20 protein-coding genes are annotated in these 20,106 nt (G+C 63.8%); 10 read left to right on the top strand and 10 right to left on the bottom strand.

The genetic code is table 11. The features are described 5' to 3' along the window. Positions 1-43 precede the first annotated feature (43 nt). From DC363_RS08005 to accC, 9 genes are all read left to right on the top strand, one after another. The gene (locus DC363_RS08005) at positions 44-1,396 is read left to right on the top strand and encodes a substrate-binding protein (protein ID WP_108640607.1); all 1,353 of its coding nucleotides are present in this window, start codon (positions 44-46) and stop codon (positions 1,394-1,396) included. Positions 1,397-1,493: 97 nt separating this feature from the next. Further along, complete coding sequence (locus DC363_RS08000; protein ID WP_108640606.1) at positions 1,494-2,525, top strand: branched-chain amino acid ABC transporter permease; 1,032 nt, start codon at positions 1,494-1,496, stop codon at positions 2,523-2,525. 130 nt (positions 2,526-2,655) lie between these two features. After that, positions 2,656-3,783 carry a branched-chain amino acid ABC transporter permease gene (locus DC363_RS07995; protein ID WP_241962962.1) on the top strand — a complete coding sequence of 376 codons (1,128 nt, stop codon included), beginning with the start codon at positions 2,656-2,658 and terminating at the stop codon, positions 3,781-3,783. 11 nt (positions 3,784-3,794) lie between these two features. Next, positions 3,795-4,553, top strand: coding sequence for an ABC transporter ATP-binding protein (locus DC363_RS07990; RefSeq protein WP_108640604.1), 759 nt, complete (start codon positions 3,795-3,797; stop codon positions 4,551-4,553). Between the two features lie 70 nt (positions 4,554-4,623). Continuing rightward, entirely contained in the window at positions 4,624-5,397 is a 774-nt protein-coding gene (locus tag DC363_RS07985; protein ID WP_108640603.1) for an ABC transporter ATP-binding protein, read from the top strand. A gap of 128 nt (positions 5,398-5,525) precedes the next feature. Beyond that, positions 5,526-7,475 (top strand): acetate--CoA ligase, encoded by a 1,950-nt coding sequence (gene acs, locus DC363_RS07980; protein ID WP_108640602.1) that lies wholly within the window; start codon positions 5,526-5,528, stop codon positions 7,473-7,475. 143 nt (positions 7,476-7,618) lie between these two features. Further along, the gene (locus DC363_RS07975) at positions 7,619-7,948 is read left to right on the top strand and encodes a hypothetical protein (RefSeq protein ID WP_108640601.1); all 330 of its coding nucleotides are present in this window, start codon (positions 7,619-7,621) and stop codon (positions 7,946-7,948) included. A gap of 130 nt (positions 7,949-8,078) precedes the next feature. Then, a complete protein-coding gene (gene accB, locus DC363_RS07970) occupies positions 8,079-8,579 on the top strand; it encodes an acetyl-CoA carboxylase biotin carboxyl carrier protein (RefSeq protein ID WP_108640600.1) in 501 nt (166 codons plus the stop codon). A gap of 13 nt (positions 8,580-8,592) precedes the next feature. After that, positions 8,593-9,939: an acetyl-CoA carboxylase biotin carboxylase subunit gene (accC, locus tag DC363_RS07965; protein ID WP_108640662.1), complete on the top strand. Its 1,347-nt coding sequence runs from the start codon at positions 8,593-8,595 to the stop codon at positions 9,937-9,939. Between the two features lies 1 nt (position 9,940). Here the strand turns inward: accC and DC363_RS07960 are convergent, their stop codons facing one another. Further along, on the bottom strand, positions 9,941-10,648 hold the full coding sequence (locus tag DC363_RS07960) for a class I SAM-dependent methyltransferase (RefSeq protein ID WP_108640599.1): 708 nt from the start codon (positions 10,646-10,648) through the stop codon (positions 9,941-9,943). Positions 10,649-10,736: 88 nt separating this feature from the next. On the opposite strand from DC363_RS07960, the gene aat reads away from it, so the two are divergent. After that, complete coding sequence (gene aat / locus DC363_RS07955; protein ID WP_108640598.1) at positions 10,737-11,378, top strand: leucyl/phenylalanyl-tRNA--protein transferase; 642 nt, start codon at positions 10,737-10,739, stop codon at positions 11,376-11,378. On the opposite strand, the gene DC363_RS07950 is transcribed toward aat, so the two are convergent. The 9 genes from DC363_RS07950 to DC363_RS07910 all read right to left on the bottom strand — a co-directional run bounded on the left by DC363_RS07950 (position 11,342) and on the right by DC363_RS07910 (position 20,054). Continuing rightward, positions 11,342-11,698, bottom strand: coding sequence for a DUF2155 domain-containing protein (locus DC363_RS07950; protein WP_108640597.1), 357 nt, complete (start codon positions 11,696-11,698; stop codon positions 11,342-11,344). The genes aat and DC363_RS07950 overlap by 37 nt on opposite strands. Next, positions 11,695-12,141 (bottom strand): outer membrane lipid asymmetry maintenance protein MlaD, encoded by a 447-nt coding sequence (gene mlaD, locus DC363_RS07945; RefSeq protein WP_108640596.1) that lies wholly within the window; start codon positions 12,139-12,141, stop codon positions 11,695-11,697. The genes DC363_RS07950 and mlaD overlap by 4 nt, the downstream gene beginning before the upstream one ends. 14 nt (positions 12,142-12,155) lie before the next feature. Next, positions 12,156-12,539: an NADH:ubiquinone oxidoreductase subunit NDUFA12 gene (locus DC363_RS07940; protein ID WP_108640595.1), complete on the bottom strand. Its 384-nt coding sequence runs from the start codon at positions 12,537-12,539 to the stop codon at positions 12,156-12,158. Positions 12,540-12,632: 93 nt separating this feature from the next. Further along, positions 12,633-13,013 (bottom strand): RidA family protein, encoded by a 381-nt coding sequence (locus DC363_RS07935; protein WP_422396407.1) that lies wholly within the window; start codon positions 13,011-13,013, stop codon positions 12,633-12,635. 8 nt (positions 13,014-13,021) lie between these two features. Beyond that, positions 13,022-14,284 (bottom strand): ATP-dependent Clp protease ATP-binding subunit ClpX, encoded by a 1,263-nt coding sequence (gene clpX / locus DC363_RS07930; protein ID WP_108640593.1) that lies wholly within the window; start codon positions 14,282-14,284, stop codon positions 13,022-13,024. Positions 14,285-14,392: 108 nt separating this feature from the next. Beyond that, positions 14,393-15,019, bottom strand: coding sequence for an ATP-dependent Clp protease proteolytic subunit (locus DC363_RS07925; protein ID WP_108640592.1), 627 nt, complete (start codon positions 15,017-15,019; stop codon positions 14,393-14,395). A 243-nt stretch (positions 15,020-15,262) separates the two neighbouring features. Then, positions 15,263-16,432: a beta-barrel domain-containing protein gene (locus DC363_RS07920; RefSeq protein ID WP_108640591.1), complete on the bottom strand. Its 1,170-nt coding sequence runs from the start codon at positions 16,430-16,432 to the stop codon at positions 15,263-15,265. Further along, positions 16,432-18,687: an ATP-binding cassette domain-containing protein gene (locus DC363_RS07915; protein WP_196778393.1), complete on the bottom strand. Its 2,256-nt coding sequence runs from the start codon at positions 18,685-18,687 to the stop codon at positions 16,432-16,434. The genes DC363_RS07920 and DC363_RS07915 overlap by 1 nt, the downstream gene beginning before the upstream one ends. Further along, on the bottom strand, positions 18,684-20,054 hold the full coding sequence (locus DC363_RS07910) for a TolC family protein (protein WP_108640590.1): 1,371 nt from the start codon (positions 20,052-20,054) through the stop codon (positions 18,684-18,686). Before DC363_RS07910 ends, DC363_RS07915 begins: the two co-directional genes overlap by 4 nt. Positions 20,055-20,106: the final 52 nt, after the last annotated feature.

The following is a 20,106-nucleotide window of genomic DNA, read 5'->3' as shown; positions in this document are numbered from 1 at the left end:
GCCGGGCGGGAGGCCTGCCGCATCACTCCAGGGAGGATAATTAATGTCCAAATCAAACTTCACCCGTCGTGGCGTGATCCAGACCGGTGCCATCGCGGGCGCCGGCCTTGCGCTGCCGACCTATTTGCGCGCCGAAAACCACACCGGGTTCACCAACGCCCCCGGCGACAGCGAGGTCACGCTCGGCTTCAACGTCCCCCAGACCGGCCCCTATGCGGATGAAGGCGCGGACGAGCTGCGCGCCTATGAGCTTGCGGTCGAGCATCTGAACGGCGGCGGCGACGGGGGCATGCTGGGCACTTTCAGCAGCCAGGTTCTGGACGGCACCGGCATTCTGGGCCGCGAAGTGAAATACGTCACCGGCGACACGCAGACCAAGTCCGACGCGGCCCGCGCCTCGGCCCGGTCGATGATCGAAAAGGACGGCGCGATCATGATCACCGGGGGCTCCTCCTCCGGGGTGGCGGTGGCCGTGCAGGCGCTTTGCCAAGAGGCGGGCGTCATCTTCATGGCCGGCCTGACCCATTCCAACGACACCACCGGCAAGGACCGCAAAGCCAACGGCTTCCGCCATTTCTTCAACTCCTACATGTCCGGCGCCGCCTTGGCCCCGGTGCTGGCCGCGCAATACGGTGAGGATCGCAAGGCCTATCACCTGACCGCCGACTACAACTGGGGCTACACGACCGAGGAAGCGATCCGCGCCTCGACCGAAGCCATGGGCTGGGAGACCGTGAATTCGGTCAAGACACCGCTGACGCAGACCGACTTCTCGTCCTATATCGCGCCGGTGCTGAACTCGGGCGCGGATATTCTGGTGCTGAACCACTACGGCGGCAACATGGTCAACTCCTTGACCAACGCGGTGCAGTTCGGCCTGCGCGAAGCACAGGCCAACGGCAAGAACTTCGAGATCGTCGTGCCGCTTTTCTCGCGTCTGATGGCACGTGGGGCCGGCGAGAACATCAAGGGCATCTTCGGCTCGACCAACTGGCACTGGTCGCTGCAGGACGAAGGCTCACAGGCGTTCGTGCGCTCTTTCGGGACGAAATACGGCTTCCCGCCCAGCCAGGCAGCGCACACCTGTTATGTGCAGACGCTGCTTTACGCGGATGCCGTCACCCGCGCGGGCTCTTTCGCGCCCTGCGCTGTGGCCGAAGCCCTCGAGGGGTTCGAATTCGACGGCCTGGGCAACGGCAAGACGCTCTACCGCGCCGAGGATCACCAGTGCTTCAAGGACGTGCTGGTTGTGCGCGGGAAAGAGAACCCCGAAAGCGAGTTCGACCTTCTTGAAGTGGTTGAGGTCACGCCGGTCGATCAGGTCATCTATGAGCCCGATCACCCGCAGATGGGCGGCGCGGACGCCTCCTTGGGTGAGTGCAACAACGGCGCGTAAGCGTCTGTTTCACCTGTCATAAACACTGGCGTGCGGCCTTCGGGCCGCGCGTCGGCAACCGCCCCGCACCCCTTTTCCGACATAAGGCCATGACCTGATGGACCAGATCATCGTTCAAATTCTCAACGGTCTCGACAAGGGCTCCGCGTATGCGCTGATCGCCCTTGGCCTGACCCTTATCTTCGGCACGCTGGGCGTGGTGAACTTTGCCCACGGGGCGCTGTTCATGCTCGGCTCGTTTTGCGCGGTGATCCTGTCGCGCATCCTCAGCGCGTCCCACAAGGTGGTCGACCCCGACCGCACCGACTTTCTGGGCAACCCGCTGGAAGTGGACGTCTTCTACGTGCAGGATTGGTTCGGAGAGGCCGCGGGCGCTGCGATCATGGAATGGGCGGTGCCGCTGGCGATCCTGTTCTCGATCCCGGTGATGATCGGCGTGGGCTTCGCGATGGAACGCGGGCTGATCAAGCATTTCTACAAGCGCCCCCATGCGGACCAGATCCTTGTGACCTTCGGTCTGGCGATCGTGCTGCAAGAGATCATCAAGTATTTCTTCGGCGCGAACCCGATCCAGACCCCGGCCCCCGACGCCTTCCGCGGCTCGCTCGATTTCGGGGTATTTTTGGGCTATGACCCGCTGACGATCATGTATCCCTACTGGCGGCTGGTCTATTTCTTCTTCTCGGCGCTGATCATCGCCGGAGTCTTCGCCTTCCTGCAATTCACCACCTTCGGCATGGTCGTGCGCGCGGGCATGGCGGACCGCGAAACCGTCGGGCTGCTGGGCATCGACATCGACAAGCGCTTTACTTTCATGTTCGGGCTGGCCGCCGCCGTCGCCGGGGTCGCCGGGGTGATGTATGCCCCCATCGTCGCGCCGAACTATCACATGGGCATGGATTTCCTCGTGCTCAGCTTCGTCGTGGTCGTGGTCGGCGGCATGGGCTCACTGCCCGGTGCCGTGGCCGCGGGCTTCCTTCTGGGCATTCTGGAAAGCTTCGCCTCGATGCCGACGGTGGTCGATGTGCTGCCGGGGATCAACCAGATCATCATCTACCTTGTTGCAATCGTCATCTTGTTGACCCGCCCCCGTGGCCTGATGGGTCGCAAGGGCGTGATGGAGGATTAATTCCATGACCGACCAATCCCACAGCACCGCCCCGCTTTCCGTGCAACAGGCCGCAACACGCAATGCGCCCCTTGCGCGCCCCCGCGCGGGACGCGGGGTCCTTGGCCTCACACGGCGGGACGCGACCTTGATGCTTGTCGTCACCGTTCTGGTCGTTTTCGCGCCGTTCATCCTCAACCCCTTCCCCGAGACCTCAGCGCTGGCGCAGTTCAACGCGGGCTATCCCGACCTGATGCAGCGGTTCGTGATCTTCGGGATCTTCGCCATCGGCTTCAACATCCTCTTCGGCCTGACCGGCTACCTCAGCTTCGGGCACGCGGCCTTTCTGGGGGTGGGCTCTTACGCGGCGATCTGGTCGATGAAGCTGATCACATTGAACGTGATCCCCGGCATCCTTTTCGCGATCATCGTGGCGGGGCTGTTCAGCCTTGTGGTGGGCTTCATCTCGCTGCGCCGCTCGGGCATCTATTTCTCGATCCTGACGCTGGCCTTCGCGCAGATGTCCTACGCCCTGGCCTATTCCGTGCTGACGCCCATCACCGGCGGTGAGACGGGCTTGCAGATCAAGAACACCGACACGCCGCTGTTCGGCGGCCCGGAGAGCGGCATCGGCCGCGCCAACCTGTTCGGCGCAGAGATGGGCAATTCGACCGAGCTTGAGCTGGGCAACTGGCTGTTCACCTTCAACCTCGGCTACTACATCGCGGGCGCGGCGCTTCTGCTGGCCTTCTACCTGAGCATCCGCATCTTCCGGTCGCCCTTCGGGATCATGCTACGGGCGGTGAAGTCGAACCAGCAACGGATGAACTACACCGGGTTGATGCCAAAGCGCTATACGCTCTCGGCTTTTGTCATCTCGGGCATGTTCGCGGGGCTCGCGGGCGGGCTGATGGTAGCGATGGACACGCAGGTGGGGCCGGAGCGGATGTTCTGGACCGCCAGCGGCGAGGTCGTGATCATGACGATCCTTGGCGGCGCGGGCACCCTGCTGGGGCCGGTGCTGGGCGCGGGCTTCATCAAATACATGGAAAACATCATCTCGAAGATCAACAAGGACATCCTGCACCAGTGGTTCGCCTTTCTGCCCGACGGGATGGAGGATGTCATGGTCGCCGTGGTCTATCCGTTCATCGGCAAGGGCTGGCACCTGACCCTTGGCATCATGTTCATGCTGGTGGTGATCTTCCTGCCCGGTGGCCTCGTCGAAGGGGGGCAGCGCATTGCTGCCAAGTTCCGCCGCAACAAGACGCAAGATTAAGGAGTTCGGAAATGGCAATTCTTTCGGTCAAAGGCGTCAACAAACGCTTCGGCGGGCTTCAGGCGCTTGGCGATGTGAACCTCGACGTGGCGGAAAACACCTGTCACGCGATCATCGGCCCCAACGGGGCGGGCAAATCCACCCTGCTTAACGTGCTGGTGGGCAAGCTGATCCCGGACAGCGGCTCGGTCGTCTTTGACGGGCAGTCCGTGCTGGGCCGAAAACCGCACGAGATCAACCAGATGGGCATCAGCCGCGTGTTCCAGACGCCCGAAATCTTCGCCGATCTGACGGTGATGGAAAACATGCTGATCCCCTGTTTCGCCAAACGCGACGGGGCCTTCCGGCTGCACGCCTTCGAAGCCGTCCGGCGCGAGAGCGACATGATCGAGCGGGCCGAGGCCATGCTGGACGAGGTCAACATGCTCGACAAACGCGAGATGACGGCCTCTTCCATGTCGCGCGGAGACAAGCGCCGGCTCGAGATGGCGATGTGTCTGGTGCAGGAGCCGCGCCTGCTGTTGCTGGACGAACCCACCGCCGGCATGGCGCGGGCGGACACGGAAAACACGATCGAACTGCTCAAGACCATCCGGCGCGACCGCGGCCTGACCATGGCGATCATCGAACACGACATGAACGTGGTGTTCAGTCTGGCGGAACGCATCACCGTTCTGGCTCAGGGCACACCGCTGGTCGAAGACACGCCCGAAAACATCAAGGGCCACCCCAAGGTGCGCGAAGCCTATCTGGGTGAAGCGCAGGTCTGAGCGCCAGAGTTTCATCGAAACTCCGGCTCCAAAGCCTCGCCGAGGCTTTGACGCGAAACAAGGAAAACACATGACCCACGTAGAACATCTCGACGGCCCACAACCCTTTGACAAGTCGCGCAACATGGCCGCCACCGCGCCCAAGTTCCTCTCCGTTTGGGATATCGAAGCCTATTACGGCGAAAGCTACATCGTGCAAGGCGTGAGCTTTGACATCCATGAGGGCGAGATCCTTGCCCTGCTGGGGCGCAACGGGGCGGGCAAGACCTCGACCCTGCGGACCATCGCGCGGATGGGCGATCCGGAACTGCGCCACGGGGAAATCTGGCTCGACCACAAACCCCTGCACGAAATGCGCAGCCATGAGGCCAGCCAGGCCGGCATCCAGCTTGTGCCCGAGGATCGTTCGATCATCCCCGGCCTCACGGTGGAAGAAAACCTCAAACTGGCGCAGATCGCCCCGCCCCGGGGCTGGTCCATCGACCGTGTCTATGACCTCTTCCCCCGTCTGCGCGAACGCCGCAGCCAAGAAGGGGTGACGCTGTCAGGGGGCGAGCAGCAGATGCTGGCCATCGCACGGGCGCTGTGCCGCGACATCAAGGTGCTGCTGCTGGATGAGCCCTACGAAGGCCTCGCGCCAGTCATCGTGCAGGAAATCGCCAAGACGCTTGAGCTGATCCGCGATCAGGGGATCACCACGATCATCGTCGAACAAAACGCGGTTGCTGCCTTGAAACTTGCCGACCGTGCTGTGATCCTCGACATCGGCAGGGTGGTCTATGACGGCTCCGCCAAAGAGGTTCTCGAGGATGAGGCGTTGCGCGCCAAATACCTCGCGATTTGATGTATTCGGGGTTCGGCCTTTGAAATCAAGGGTCTGCCCCGCCCAGCGCCGCGGCTGCCAAGCCATCATCCGGTTGATCGGACCGGCCCCGGCCAGATTAAAAAGAGACGTTTTGCATGAGGGACACCATGAGCCAGACGACATACCCCCCCAGCCCCGAAATGGCGAAAAACGCCCATGCGGATGCGCAGACCTACGCAAAAATGTATGCCGAAAGCATCGAGAACCCCGAAGGGTTCTGGGCCGAGCACGGCAAGCGGCTGGACTGGATCAAACCTTATACGAAGGTGAAGAACACCTCTTTCGCGCCGGGCAATGTCGACATCAAATGGTTCGAGGATGGCACCCTGAACGTCGCGGCCAATTGCGTCGATCGCCATGTGGCAACCCGGGGCGATCAGACCGCGATCATCTGGGAACCGGACGATCCCGCCGATGAGGCTTTGCACATCACCTATGCCGAATTGCAGGGGCATGTCTGCCGGATGGCCAATGTGCTGGAGAAGCTCGGCGTCACCAAGGGCGACCGCGTCGTGATCTATCTGCCGATGATCCCCGAGGCCGCCTATGCCATGCTCGCCTGCGCGCGGATCGGGGCGGTGCACTCCATCGTTTTCGCGGGCTTCTCGCCCGATGCGCTTGGCACGCGGATCAACGGCTGCGACGCCAAGCTGCTGATCACCGCCGACCATGCCCCCCGCGGCGGTCGCGCCACCGCGCTCAAATCCAACGCGGATCAGGCGCTCTTGCATTGCAAGGACAAGGTTCAATGTCTGGTGGTGAAACGCACGGGCGCGCAGACCACTTGGACCGAGCGTGACCACGACTACAACGCCCTGATCAAAGAGGTGAGCGACCAGCACACCCCAGCGGAAATGAACGCCGAAGACCCGCTTTTCATCCTCTATACCTCGGGCTCCACCGGTCAGCCCAAGGGCGTCGTCCACACCACCGGCGGTTATCTGGTCTATGCGGCGATGACCCATCAATACACCTTTGATTATCACGACGGGGACATCTTCTGGTGCACCGCGGACGTCGGCTGGGTCACCGGCCACAGCTACATCGTCTATGGGCCGCTGGCCAACGGCGCCACGACGATCATGTTCGAAGGGGTGCCCACCTACCCCGACGCCGGCCGCTTCTGGGAGGTTTGCGAAAAGCACAAAGTCAACCAGATCTACACCGCGCCCACCGCGATCCGTGCGCTGATGGGGGCGGGCGACGACTGGGTCGAAAAGCACGACCTGAGCAGCCTGAAACTGCTGGGCACCGTGGGCGAGCCGATCAACCCGGAAGCGTGGAACTGGTATCATTCGGTCGTCGGCAAGGGCAAATGTCCCATCGTCGACACCTTCTGGCAGACCGAGACCGGGGGCCATATGCTCACCCCGCTGCCCGGTGCCACGACCCTGAAGCCCGGTGCCGCGCAGCAACCCTTCTTCGGGGTGCAACCGGTCGTCCTTGACCCGCAGTCCGGCAAAGAGATCGAGGGCAATGACGTCGAAGGGGTTTTGTGCATCAAGGACAGCTGGCCCGGCCAGATGCGCACGGTTTACGGCGATCACGCGCGGTTCGAGAAGACCTATTTCGGCGATTACGACGGCTACTATTTCTCCGGTGATGGCTGCAAGCGCGACGCGGATGGCGACTATTGGGTGACCGGGCGGGTGGATGACGTGATCAACGTCTCGGGCCACCGCATGGGCACCGCCGAGATTGAAAGCGCGCTGGTCGCCCATTCCAAGGTGGCCGAGGCCGCTGTGGTCGGATATCCCCATGATATCAAGGGGCAAGGCATCTACGCCTATGTCACGCTGATGAACGGGGAAGAGCCCAGCGACGCCCTGCGCAGCGAGCTTGAGGCTTGGGTCCGCTCCGAGATCGGCCCCATCGCGAAGCCGGACCTTCTGCAATGGGCGCCGGGCTTGCCGAAGACGCGGTCGGGCAAGATCATGCGCCGCATCCTGCGGAAAATCGCCGAGGATGATTTCGGCGCCTTGGGCGACACCTCGACGCTTGCAGACCCTTCGGTGGTGGATGAATTGATCGAAAACCGGATGAACCGGACCGATTAACGGCTCCGGCACGACGTCGAAACACGAAAACGCCGCGCGATGGCTGTCGCGCGGCGTTTCTTGCGGCGGTCTTTACCCGATTTTAATCCTTGGGTGGTTTCATCCTGCGTGGTGGGGGCTCCATCTGTCGATCGGAGCACGAAATGGACATGAACAACACGCTTTCACAGGTCACCCCAGTGGCCCCGTTGCCGCAAACGGCCGCGCCGCCCCCGGCCACCCCTGATGGCCGCCCCGTGGCCGATGCCTCGGCCCTCTCGCGCGATCCGACGCCCGAGGTGCCGATGCCCATCCCCGCCAGCCCCTCGCAAACCGCGCTGGTCAGCAAGGCCGCGCTGCCGGAAAAGGAATCCCCTCCGGGCGCTGAAACCTCCGGCCCCTCCTCGGCCGCGCGGGTCCTGAAACCCTATGGCATCAGCATGCTGCCCGAGAAAGGCGATGCCCCAAAACAAGGGGTGCCCCCCGAAGCGTGAGGCTCCCCTTACGTCATTTTCCTGTGGTCGCCCGCTTTCCCCCCTGTCTCCCTTGGTGTAGGCAGGGCACAGCGATTGCGGTAACATGCTCCGCAACACCGTCACAGACAGGCAACACGCCGAGGGAACAATGACCAAAAAGACGCCTCACGATACCGACGTTAGCTTTATCCAAGCGCTGGCTGAATTGCTTCGCGAAAACGACCTGACAGAGCTCGAGGTCAAGCGCGAATACGGCGAGAATGACAGCCTCAATGTTTGCGTCAGCCGCCATGCACCACAGCAGGTGGTCACGCAGATGGCCGCCGCACCGGCGCCTGCACCCGCAGCCCCCGCGGCACCATCGGCCCCCGCCCCCGCCCCGCAGGGCGACGCGAACACCGATCCGGCCGATCTGCCCGGCGCGGTGACCTCGCCCATGGTCGGCACCGTTTACATGGCCCCCGAACCCGGCGCACCGGCGTTCGTGAAGGTGGGCGACACGGTGAATGAAGGCGACACGCTTCTGATCATCGAGGCAATGAAAACCATGAACCACATCCCCGCGCCGAAATCCGGCACGGTGAAACGCATCGTGGTCGCCGACGGCTCGCCCGTTGAATTCGGCGCGCCGCTGATGATCGTCGAATAGGCGCAGCATGGCCATGTTTGACAAAATTCTGATCGCGAACCGGGGCGAGATCGCCCTGCGCGTGATCCGCGCCTGCCGCGAAATGGGCATCCGCTCGGTCGCCGTCCACTCCACCGCCGATGCCGACGCCATGCACGTGCGCATGGCCGACGAAAGCGTGTGCATCGGCCCCGCGCCCGCCACGCAAAGCTACCTGAGCTTTCCGGCCATCATCTCGGCCTGCGAGATTACCGGCGCACAGGCGATCCATCCTGGCTATGGCTTCCTGTCCGAGAATGCGCAATTCGTGCAGATCGTTGAGGATCACGACCTGACCTTCATCGGCCCCACCGCCGAACACATCCGCATCATGGGCGACAAGATCAGCGCCAAGGATACGATGAAGGCGCTTGGCGTGCCCTGCGTGCCCGGCTCGGACGGGGGCGTCGACACGCTTGAGGACGCGCTGAAAATCGGTGAGGAATTTGGCTATCCGGTAATCATCAAGGCGACCGCGGGCGGCGGCGGCAAGGGCATGAAAGTGGCCAATTCCGCCGAAGAAATGAAGTCCGCCTTCCAGACCGCCCGCGCCGAGGGCAAGTCGAACTTCGGCAACTCCGAGGTCTATATCGAGAAATACCTGACCACGCCGCGCCACATCGAGATTCAGGTCTTTGGTGACGGCAAGGGCAACGCGGTGCATCTGGGTGAGCGGGATTGCTCGTTGCAGCGCCGCCACCAGAAGGTCTTTGAAGAGGCGCCGGGCCCGGCGATTTCCGCCGAAGAACGCGCCGCAATCGGCAAGGTCTGCGCCGACGCCTGCGCGCGGATCAAATACATCGGCGCGGGCACGATCGAATTCCTGTATGAAAACGGTGAATTCTACTTCATCGAGATGAACACCCGCCTGCAGGTTGAACACCCGATCACCGAAGCGATCTTCGGCCAGGATCTCGTGCGTGAACAGATCCGGGTGGCCTCGGGCCTGCCCATATCTTTCGCGCAAGAAGATCTGACAATCGACGGTCACGCCATCGAGGTGCGGATCAACGCCGAGAAACTGCCCAACTTCGCGCCCTGCCCCGGCCGGATCACGCAGTTCCACGCCCCCGGCGGCTTGGGCGTGCGCATGGATTCCGCGCTCTATACCGGCTATTCTATCCCGCCTTATTACGACAGTCTGATCGGCAAGCTGATCGTGCACGGCCGCGACCGGCCCGAGGCGCTGGCGCGGCTGGCGCGCGCGCTGGGGGAGTTGATCGTCGACGGTGTGGACACCACGGTGCCACTGTTCCACGCGCTCTTGCAGGAAGAGGCCGTGCAGACCGGTGAGTACAACATCCACTGGCTGGAACGCTGGCTTGACGACAACCTGACCTAGGTCAGCCGATGGGGCGCAGCGCACAGGTGCCGCGCCGCATCTCTTTCTCGCGGTAGTAATCCGACACCCCGCGCCGGTCATCCTCGGCGCGGGCGTTCCAATCGATCCACTCGGTTTGGTAGCCCAGGGCTTCGGCGATCCAGTTCATCGCCTTGAAGCTCGGCACAGCTTTGATCGCCCTCTCCTGCCCGTCGTATTGCGGAATCGCATTCAGCACGTTCGACGTGCGCTCGGTCTTGAGCATCATCATCGGCGCCGGGCGCAACATGAACTCACTGTCAACGATCACCAGCCGGGGGTTCAGTTTGCGGACCAGCTGGAACAGGCGGAAGTGGTCCATGACGTGATAGAGAATGCCGAAAACGCCAACGACGTCGTAACTCTCCCCTCGGGCGATCGCGGCCTCCATCCCCTCAAAGAGGTCGCCCACGCGAAGCTCGACCTTCGATTTCAACGCGGCGTCGGGATAATCGGCGAACTTGTCGACCATCTCCTGCCGGCCCTCAAGCCCCACGACAGACGCTGCTCCGGCCCCCGCAAACGCATAGCACCAGCGTCCGTCGTGCGAGGCAAGGTCAAGGACGCGCGCGCCGCTGATCTCGTCTGCGAAGGGGGCGATCAGCGCCTCGAACCGCTTGTTCATCCGCGCGACCGGTGCGGAATGATCGCGGTAATGCGGCAGGTCCGCAATGAAATCGAAAAAGCCCATGTGTGGTCGTCCCCTGCCCGTGTGCCCCCTCGAATTATTTACGCCGCCGCCGGATCATGCAACAAGCAAACGGTAAGATGAGGACCCGATGAGCACGACCTTGACCCCCGAAATTCTGTTGTCAGCCTATGCGGGCGGGGTCTTTCCCATGGCCGAGCATCGCGGCGACACCACTTTGTTCTGGGTCGATCCGCGGCAACGGGGAATCCTGCCGCTGGACGGCTTCCACCTGTCCCGCTCACTGCGCAAGACGCTGCGATCCGGCCGGTTCAGGATCACCTTCGATGTGGATTTTGACGGCGTTGTCGACGGCTGCGCCGACCGGGACGAGACCTGGATCAACGCCACACTGGCCACGCTTTACAGCCAGCTGCACCGCGCGCGCGTCGCCCATTCGGTTGAGGTCTGGGACGGTGACACGCTGGCGGGCGGCGTCTTCGGCATCACGCTGGGCGGCGCCTTCTTCGGCGAAAGCATGTTCAGCGGGCGCAGGGACGCTTCAAAAGTGGCGCTGGCCTATCTGGTGGATCGACTCAACATGGGCGGCTTCGCGCTGTTCGACACGCAGTTCATCACGCCCCATCTGCGCAGCCTTGGCGGGGTAGAAGTGCCGCGCGCGTGCTATCGCCAAATGCTGGACGCGGCTTTGCCGCTGCCGGCGGATTTCGACCGACAGGGGCCGGTACCCGACCCTTATTCGCTGCTGCAGCGCAACGCCCAAACGTCATAGCGCTGGTGATCCAGCGCGTTCAGCGCGGGGGCCGAGGCGATCATCCAGCCGCGAAAGACCGGATCCGGTTCGTTGTTGTACACGATGGACAGCAGCGCAAAGGCGTCGCCGGTGCGATTGCCTGTCGGGAAGCGGCATTCCATCATCGTCACGGCCAACAGGCCGACGGTCCCGGTTTCGCCGTTGCGAAGCTCAAGGTCATGGGTCCGGCCGGTGATCTTGTCGAGCACGCGCAGGGTGCCGCCGGGCGCGGTTGTCGCATCCTGCGCGGCCAGTGGCTGGGCCATCAACATGGCCAATACGGTCAACACCTTCCTCATGAGTCCTCACGATCTACGAATTTCATCAGGAGTTGGATCAGGCCAACCGCGCCTTGCGTGTCCTCGATCAGCGCGCCATCGGCGAACATCTCGAACGAGCCGCCGGGCACGATCTCGACATAGGTGCCGCCCAGCAACCCTTCGGAGGCCACCACGGCCGCGCTGTCGTCGGGGATGCCGATGCCGTCGTCGATGGCAAAGGCCGCTTCGGCGCGGTAGGTTTCGGGGTTGAGCGACAGGGCGCTGACGGTGCCGATGGACACGCCCGCAAGGCGGATATCGGTGCCCACGGTGACCCCTTCGGCCGAGCGGAAGTTGGCGTGCAGGGTCAGGTCCCCGGTGCCGCGACTGCCCCCGGTTGCGGACAGGATGAACCACAAGAACCCCGCAGCCGCCGCAAGGACGATTGCGCCGACGGCCACCTCTGTCTTGTTTTCACGCATGGATGGGGTGACCCCTATTCCGGTGTCCAGGCTTCATAATCGCTGCGCGGCTCGGGATCGGCGCGCCGCAGGGACCCGGCGGGCGCATAGGCCTGATCGGTGCCTGACAGGTTCGGAATATGCGGCTTTTCCCACGTCTTCCGCGCGAGGGGAAGCTCTTTGGGGGTCTCGTCCCAGGTGTGGTGCAGCCAGCCGTGCCATTCGGGGCTGACGCGGCTGCCCTCGACCAGACCGTTAAACACGACCCAGCGCCGGTCGCCCTTGGCATTGGTGTAATAGATGTTGCCCGCCGCATCCTCACCGACCTTTTTGCCCTTGAGCCAGGTCCAAAGCTGGGTGCCGATCGTCTGATCGTCCCACCAGATGAAGATACGCTTGATAAAGTTGAGAACGCCCATGTGCTGCTGGCTCCGGTTTTGCTTGGGGCTTTCATGCCCGATTGCGCGCCCGAGGTCCAGTGAATGCGAAGCCCCGCGCAGTCCAATTCCCGCCTATGTCGCAGGCAGACGGGCGGTGACCTCAATCTCGATCTTCATTTCTGGGTTTTGCAGGGCGGCAACCAGCATGGTGGCCGCCGGGCGCGCCGTGGCGAAGGCGGCCGAGGTGATCGGCCAGCAGGCTGGCCAATCGTCCCGATCGGGCAAGATATAGGTCACACGCACCACATGGTCGAAGGCGCTGCCCGCCTCGGCCAGCGCCCTTTCGATGGTTTGCAGCGCGTTGCGGCATTGATCCTCGACCGTCTCCGGCATGGTCATCGTGTCGTAATCATAGCCGGTGGTGCCCGCCACGAAGACCCAGCCATCGGCCACAACCGCGCGGCTGTAGCCGATCTGCTCCTCGAAACGGGTGCCGGTCGAGATGTGGCGCACGGGCAAGATCAGCCCGCGGTCGCCGCCTCTTTCTTGCCGTCGTCGTGAATCATCAGCGGTGCTGCATCCGCGCTCACGGCTTCTTCATTGACGACAACTTCGGTCACCGTGTCGATGCCGGGCAGTTCGAACATCGTGTCGAGGAGGATATCCTCCATGATCGAGCGCAGCCCGCGCGCACCGGTCTTGCGTTCGATGGCGCGCTTGGCGATGGCCTGCAGCGCGTCATCGGTAAAGGTCAGCTTCACGTCCTCAAGCTCGAACAGACGCTGGTATTGCTTGACCAGCGCGTTCTTCGGCTCGCTCAGGATCGTGACCAGAGCATCCTCATCAAGGTCCTCAAGCGTTGCAATCACCGGCAGACGGCCGACGAATTCGGGAATCAGCCCGAACTTGAGCAGGTCCTCGGGTTCGAGATCGGTGAAAATCTCGCCCACGCCGCGGTCATCGGGGCCACGCACTTCGGCGCCAAAGCCCATGCCCGCGCCCTTGCCCCGCTGGGCGATGATCTTGTCGAGCCCCGCAAAGGCGCCGCCACAGACGAACAGGATGTTCGTCGTATCCACCTGCAGGAATTCCTGCTGCGGATGCTTGCGCCCGCCCTGCGGCGGCACGGAGGCGACGGTGCCTTCCATGATCTTCAAGAGCGCCTGCTGCACCCCCTCGCCCGAGACATCGCGGGTGATCGACGGGTTATCCGACTTGCGGGTGATCTTGTCGACCTCGTCAATATAGACGATGCCGCGCTGCGCCCGCTCGACGTTGTATTCTGAGGCCTGCAGCAGCTTGAGGATGATGTTCTCAACATCCTCGCCCACGTAACCGGCTTCGGTCAGGGTCGTGGCGTCGGCCATCGTGAAAGGCACATCAAGGATTCGTGCCAGCGTCTGTGCCAGCAAGGTCTTGCCGCAGCCCGTGGGGCCGATCAGCATGATGTTGGACTTCGCCAGTTCGATATCGGACTTGTCCGCGTGATTGAGCCGCTTGTAGTGGTTGTGAACCGCGACAGAGAGCACGCGCTTGGCATGCGCCTGCCCGATCACGTATTCATCCAGCACCTTGCAGATCTCGAGCGGCGTCGGCACCCCTTCGGTGGACTTCAGGCTCGAGGACTTGGTCTCTTCACGGATGATGTCCATGCACAGCTCAACGCATTCATCACAGATGAATACGGTCGGCCCCGCGATGAGTTTGCGCACCTCGTGCTGGCTCTTGCCGCAGAAGCTGCAATAGAGGGTGTTTTTGCTGTCGCCGCCAGACGTTGTCGCCATGTCGTCATTCCCTTGGCTAAAAGCCTTTAATTTCGGTTCCGGGCTGCTTTGGACCTTATCCTATGGCAGCCCGAAATGCACCACAACGTCAAAACGACGGCTGTGGCCCTAGCTGTCGTCGTCCGCCTTGCCGCGGCTTTCGACGATTTCATCGATGTGACCCCAGTCCTTGGCTTCCTGCGGGGTCATCCACTTGTCGCGATCAAGCGCCTTTTGCACAGTCTCGAAGTCCTGCCCGGTGTGCTTGACGTAAAGCTTGTACATCCGTTCGCGGGTTTGTTCGATATTGCGCGCGCGGATCAGGATATCTTCGGCGGTCCCTTGCGCACCGCCCGACGGCTGGTGGACGAGGAATTCGGCGTTGGGCAGCGCGAAGCGCATGCCTTTCTCACCGCCGATCGAGATCACCGAGCCCATCGAGGCCGCCAGCCCGCAGACCAGCGTGCTGACCTTGGGGCGGATATATTGCATCGTGTCATAGATGCTCATCCCCGCGACAACAGACCCGCCGGGGCTGTTGATATACATGGAGATTTCCTTTTTCGGGTTCTCCGCCTCAAGATGCAGAAGCTGCGCCACGATCAGCTGGCTCATGCCGTCATGAACCGGGCCGTTGACGAAGATGATCCGCTCTTTCAGCAGGCGGCTGAAAATGTCGTAGGCGCGTTCGCCGCGGCTGGTCTGTTCGACCACCATCGGGACAAGGTTCATGTAGGTTTCGACCGGATCGTTCATATGCTCTGCCTTCGGGAACTGGGACGCCTGCGCGCCCGTCTAGAATATCTTCGTTAACCAAACCTTAGTAGGCCCGTCAGGGGGCTTCAAGGTCAGCGGATCACATCGCGTGCGAAGGCCAGATAAAACCATTCGACGCCGGAATTTCAACCCGTGTCGCGGCGATCATCACATTCGGGTGGGCGGGCCCGTGATCGCGGGCCGGATCACGCGGCCGGTTTCGCCCTGGGGGGGCGGCGCACCTCAAGGTTCGCGCAACGCCTCTTGCCCGCGGTAGAGCGGCTTGGTGAGGTATTGCAGCACGGTCTTCGATCCGGTGTGCAGCTCCACCTCGGCCTGCATCCCCGGGCGGATTTCGATGCGGCTCTGGCGGGCGCTCAGGTCCGAGGTGTCGACCCGCAGGGTGACGCGGTAATGGGGCGGCGCGTTGGGGTCGCGCTCATCCTCGAAGGTGTCGGCCGAGATCAGCTGCACCTCGCCCTTCAACGTGCCGTGGACCGTGTAGTCATAGGCGCTCAGCTTGATCGTCGCGCGTTGGCCGGGCTGCACATTGGCGATGTTCGACGGCGAAACTTCGGCCTCAACGAAAAGTTCATCGTCCAGCGGGATGATCTGGAAAATCTCCTCACCGGGGCGGATCACGCCGCCGATGGTGGTCACGCCCAGACTGTTGACGATACCGCGCATGGGGCTGGTGATGATCGTGCGCTCCAGCCGGTCTTCGGCCACCCGCAGATCCTGCCGCAGGGTTGCGAGCGTGGCGAGCACATCGGAATACTCAGACGCGCGCTCAAGCTCGGCGCGGGTGACCATGTCGTTGAGCGTGTTCTGCGCGTCCGAATGGGCTTTGCGCACCTGCGTGACCTCAATGAGCGCGGCGATCTCGCGGGCATAAAGATCCTCCATCACCGCCACTTCGCGGGCGGTTTCGGTGACGATGGCCTGCGCGCCCTCGGTCCGGCTGACGTAGTCGGACTGGCGTGCGTGCAGCAGCGCGCGCTCGCTGGCGACCATCTCGGGGCTGAAGGCTTCGATGGCGTCGGGCACGTCGAAGGTGAACTGTCCCTCGATCTCAGCGGCCAGCCGCAGCCGCCGGATTTCCGCCGCGATCACCTGTTCGCGCAGATCGGTCACGGCGGTTTCGAACTGGGTGCCGCGTAGGCGGGCGAGCACGTCGCCGGGGGCCACCGCGTCGCCTTCACGCACGAGCAATTCCGCCAGAATACCGCCTTCGAGGTTCTGGATGATCTGCGGCCGCGACGAAGATACGACCGCCCCCTTGGCGCGCACGATCTCGTCGATGGCGGCGAATTTTGCCCAGAGCACGAAGACCAGCACCGTCAGCCCGATCAGCCAGATCAACAGGCTTGGCCCGCGCACCTTGGCGTCAAATTCCTGATTGATGGTGACCATCAGGCACTCGCCTTTCCGGCTGTGCCCTGCAGGTGGGCCAGCACTTCGTCCCGGGGGCCATCGACCGCCAGCCGGCCGTTTTGCAAGATCACCGTGCGCTGGGTCAGCTCAAGGATCGGCACGCGGTGGGTGGCGATGATCGCCGTGCGCCCGTCAAGCCATGTGGTCAGGCGGCTGACCAACGTCGCCTCAAGCGTCTGGTCGAGGGCGGCGGTGGGTTCGTCCAGTAGGCAGACGTCCGGGTCCTGCAGCCAAAGGCGCGCCCAGCCGATTGACTGGCGCTGCCCGATGGACAGACCCTCGCCACCGTCCGAGATCGGCAGGTCCAGCCCCTTGGGGTGGTTGCGCACGAAAGGCCCAAGGCCCGCGAACTCAAGCGCCTGCAGCAGGCGGTCGTCGTCACGCTCCAGCAGGGTCAGGTTCAGGTTTTCGCGCAGGGTGCCCGAGAACAGCCGCACTTCCTGGCTGAGATAGCCGATGGAGCGGCGCAGATCGCGGGGCATGACCTGCCCCATGTCGACCCCGTCGATCAGCACGCGCCCCTTGCCCGGCCGGTAGATCCCGCTGAGCAGCTTGAGCAAGGTGGATTTGCCCGACCCGTTGGCCCCCAGAACCGCAATCCGTTGGCCGGCTTCGATTTTCAGGCCGGGGATGTCGAGCGTCTGGCCGCTGTCCTCGTCATAGCAAAAGGCGATGTCGCGCAGCTCGTACGCGCCTTTGAGCGTTTCGCGCCGCAGGTATTGGCGGCTGTCGTCCTGATCCTGTTCGGCTTCGGCAATCTCGCCCAGGGCATCCAGCGCCGCCTTGACGTTGGACCAGCGTGCAAGCGTTCCGGCAAGCTGTGTCAACGGCCCGAGCGTGCGCCCCGTCAGGATGCCCACGGCGATGATCGTGCCGACGGTGAACTGACCGGTGAAGACCATGAACGTGCCCGCGACCACGGCGGCGACATATGTGGCCTGTTGCACGCCCTGCGCCCAGAAGGTGAGCGTCGAGGCCAGCTTGCGCTGCTCGGAGGTCGCAAGTGAGGAGACGGCGGAAAGCTCGGTCCACAGGCGGCGGAAGCGATCCTCGCCCCGCTGCGCCTTGATCGTGTCGGCGTCGTAGATCACCTCATGCAGCAGCTTGTTGGACTTGGCCGATGCGCCCTGTGTCTGCCGCGTCAGGGCGATCATTCGTTTTTGCAGAAATAAGCTGGGCAGGACCATCAGGATGCCGCCCGCGAACAGCACCCAGACCACATTGCCCCCGATCGAGGCCACCAGCGCCAGAAACAGCACGATGAACGGCAGATCGGTCAGGGTGCCGATGGTCGAGGCGGTGAAGAATTCGCGCACCGCGCCGAACTCGCGCACCGCCGAGAACAGCCCCGAGGGCGTCGTCCCTTCGGTGCCGCGCCGCATGCCCAGCAAACGGTCCATCAGCAGCGCCTGCACCTTCAGCTCGATCCGCCGCCCTGCCCCGTCCATCAGACGCGCCCGCGCGATGCGCAGTCCCGCCTCAAGCAGCATGGCCAGCCCCGCCCCGATGGCCAGCACCCACAGCGTGGCGGTGGACTGGTGCGGGATCACGCGGTCATAGACCTGCAACGAAAACAGCGCGACGGCCACGGCCAGAAGGTTTGCCACGAAGGACCCCAGCGCCACCTCCAACAGGTGCCGTCGCAGTTGCAGCATCTCGCCCCAGAACCAATGGGCGGGCTTGCCGGCCTTGGCGTGTTTCGCCGCCAGATCCTGCAACGCCACATCCGCGCGCAGGATCACACCGCTAAAATGTGGCGTGAACTCGTCCAGCGCGATCTCGGCGCGGTTGCCCTTGCAGGTGGTATCGAACACCACGACCGCCCCTTCGGTCTGCGCCAGCACCAGCAGGATCTGGCCGCTGTTCATCTCGACCAGCGCGGGCCATTGATCGGGGGTGAGCTTCTCGGTCAAGGTGACCGAGGTGACCAGCCCGGCCGCATTCAGCGCCTTCGCAATGGTCAGCGGTGTGATCGCGTCGCCCTCATGGGCGGCCAGCCCTTCCAGCAGGTCCGAGCGCACGATGTCCTTGCCCAGAAGCGCGGCATAGGTCGCGGCGAGATCGGCGCGGTTGCGGGCCTTCTCGCTATAGCGGTCATCGGCGCGGGCTGCAGGGGGCGGCCCGGCTGGCGCGGCCCCGGGCGCGGGCGGCGCACCGGCGCGGGGCTTCGAGACCCGCGTGAGCTTGCCGCCGCGGGTGGCATTCACGTCAAAGGCAAGGACCGGTCCGCTCAAATGTCTTCTCCGTCCACCAATGTGCCGTAAAGCCGCGCCAGCAACAGCTCTTGCCGCGCCAGATCATAGGTCAGAGTCACCGCCTCGCGCTCGGCGTTCAGCTTGGTGCGGAACACGCCGACCACCTCGGGCACGGTGCGCTGTCCGGCGCGCAATTGCTGCTCGAACAGGGTGTAGTTGGCGCGGGCCTGTTCGATGATCGTTCCGATATTGGCGCGGCGCCGCGCGAGCGAGGTGACGCGCCCCCGGATTGCGGCCACGTCGCGGGCGCTGTCTTCGCGTTGCTCAAGAACCTGCCGGTCGGCGGCGTCGGCCATCGCCTCAAGCGCGGCCCGCTCGGCGCCGCGGCCAAAGCCGAACCCGTTGGGAATGCCGATGTTCAGCCCGGCGCTGTCGCTTTGCCCCACGGTGCCGGAGGCGGTGACGCGGGGGACATAACCCGCCTGCAACGCCCGCGCCTCGGCCAGACCGCGGGTGCCTTCGGCGGCCACTTTCATCACCTCCAGCGGCTGGGCCGTGCCCACCACGTCGCCCAGATCGGACAGGCCGGTGACGCCGTCCAGCGGCCCGTTGGCCATGGCGGCCAATTCGGCCCGCGCGGCGGCGGCGGCTTCCTGATCCTCAAGCAGGTCCGAGCGCATCTGCGTCAGTTTCTGCTGCACCAATTGCAGATCGGCCCGGTCGTTGATCCCCGCCCGGACCCGTTCGGACATGACGTATTCGAACCGCTCCATCCGGGCCATCCCGCCCGCGTTCACCGCAGCGCGCGCATCGGCCGCCTGCGCGGTGAGATACAGGTCCAGCGCCTGATAAACGCGGTCGTTGGTGTCCAGCGCAAGGGTGACGGCGGCGACCTCGACATCGGCGCGGGCAAATTCGCGGGCCGCGCGGTTGGCGCCCCCGTCGAACAGCGTCTGTTCGACCAGAAGGCTCGCTACCACCGACCCCAGCGAGGTGAGAGAGATGCTCGGGCCCAGCTGCGGCAGCCAGTTCAATTCACGCGCTTCCGCGCGCAGCATCGCCGCACGCAGGTCCGCCTCGGCGGCGCGGGAATTGGCGGCCAGCACCGCCTTTGCCACCTGCGCATAGGGGCCGTCGCGCAGGACCGAGCGGCGGTTGAGCAGCGCGTCGATGGTGTCCGAGCGGTCGCCGTTGGACAACTCACCGTCAAGCGCTGGCGCATCAGGGGCGCGTTCGCGCGCCCCGGCACCGGGCATCAGGCCGCCCACGAAGCTTTGGCCATCGGCCACCAGCCCCCCCGCGCGTGAGACGATGTCGCCGCCCAAACCCTCGCCCATGCAGCCGCCAAGGGCCGTCAGAACGGCCAGCGTCATCGCCGATGTCGTGAAGTTTTTCGCCTGTCCCACGTGCTACCCCAACTCGCTTGTCTTTCGCGGACGGGGGCCGGTTGATCCGGCC

Origin of the sequence: Thalassorhabdomicrobium marinisediminis (genome assembly GCF_003072065.1) — a bacterium.
GTDB lineage: Bacteria > Pseudomonadota > Alphaproteobacteria > Rhodobacterales > Rhodobacteraceae > Octadecabacter > Octadecabacter marinisediminis.
Note: the sequence above shows the minus strand (reverse complement) of the source record. Positions and strands in the feature narration are given on the sequence as shown.

Excerpts from the sequence above, each read along its gene's own strand:
- DC363_RS07985 (WP_108640603.1), top strand. The coding sequence starts at position 4,624 with ATGACCCACGTAGAACATCTCGACGGCCCACAACCCTTTGACAAGTCG.
- DC363_RS07925 (WP_108640592.1), bottom strand. The coding sequence starts at position 15,019 with ATGAACGATCCGGTCGAAACCTACATGAACCTTGTCCCGATGGTGGTC.
- clpX (WP_108640593.1), bottom strand. The coding sequence starts at position 14,284 with ATGGCGACAACGTCTGGCGGCGACAGCAAAAACACCCTCTATTGCAGC.
- DC363_RS08005 (WP_108640607.1), top strand. The coding sequence starts at position 44 with ATGTCCAAATCAAACTTCACCCGTCGTGGCGTGATCCAGACCGGTGCC.
- DC363_RS07995 (WP_241962962.1), top strand. The coding sequence starts at position 2,656 with ATGCTTGTCGTCACCGTTCTGGTCGTTTTCGCGCCGTTCATCCTCAAC.
- aat (WP_108640598.1), top strand. The coding sequence starts at position 10,737 with ATGAGCACGACCTTGACCCCCGAAATTCTGTTGTCAGCCTATGCGGGC.
- accC (WP_108640662.1), top strand. The coding sequence starts at position 8,593 with ATGTTTGACAAAATTCTGATCGCGAACCGGGGCGAGATCGCCCTGCGC.
- DC363_RS07975 (WP_108640601.1), top strand. The coding sequence starts at position 7,619 with ATGGACATGAACAACACGCTTTCACAGGTCACCCCAGTGGCCCCGTTG.
- DC363_RS07940 (WP_108640595.1), bottom strand. The coding sequence starts at position 12,539 with ATGGGCGTTCTCAACTTTATCAAGCGTATCTTCATCTGGTGGGACGAT.
- DC363_RS07990 (WP_108640604.1), top strand. The coding sequence starts at position 3,795 with ATGGCAATTCTTTCGGTCAAAGGCGTCAACAAACGCTTCGGCGGGCTT.
- accB (WP_108640600.1), top strand. The coding sequence starts at position 8,079 with ATGACCAAAAAGACGCCTCACGATACCGACGTTAGCTTTATCCAAGCG.
- DC363_RS07950 (WP_108640597.1), bottom strand. The coding sequence starts at position 11,698 with ATGAGGAAGGTGTTGACCGTATTGGCCATGTTGATGGCCCAGCCACTG.
- DC363_RS08000 (WP_108640606.1), top strand. The coding sequence starts at position 1,494 with ATGGACCAGATCATCGTTCAAATTCTCAACGGTCTCGACAAGGGCTCC.
- DC363_RS07920 (WP_108640591.1), bottom strand. The coding sequence starts at position 16,432 with ATGGTCACCATCAATCAGGAATTTGACGCCAAGGTGCGCGGGCCAAGC.
- acs (WP_108640602.1), top strand. The coding sequence starts at position 5,526 with ATGAGCCAGACGACATACCCCCCCAGCCCCGAAATGGCGAAAAACGCC.
- mlaD (WP_108640596.1), bottom strand. The coding sequence starts at position 12,141 with ATGCGTGAAAACAAGACAGAGGTGGCCGTCGGCGCAATCGTCCTTGCG.
- DC363_RS07960 (WP_108640599.1), bottom strand. The coding sequence starts at position 10,648 with ATGGGCTTTTTCGATTTCATTGCGGACCTGCCGCATTACCGCGATCAT.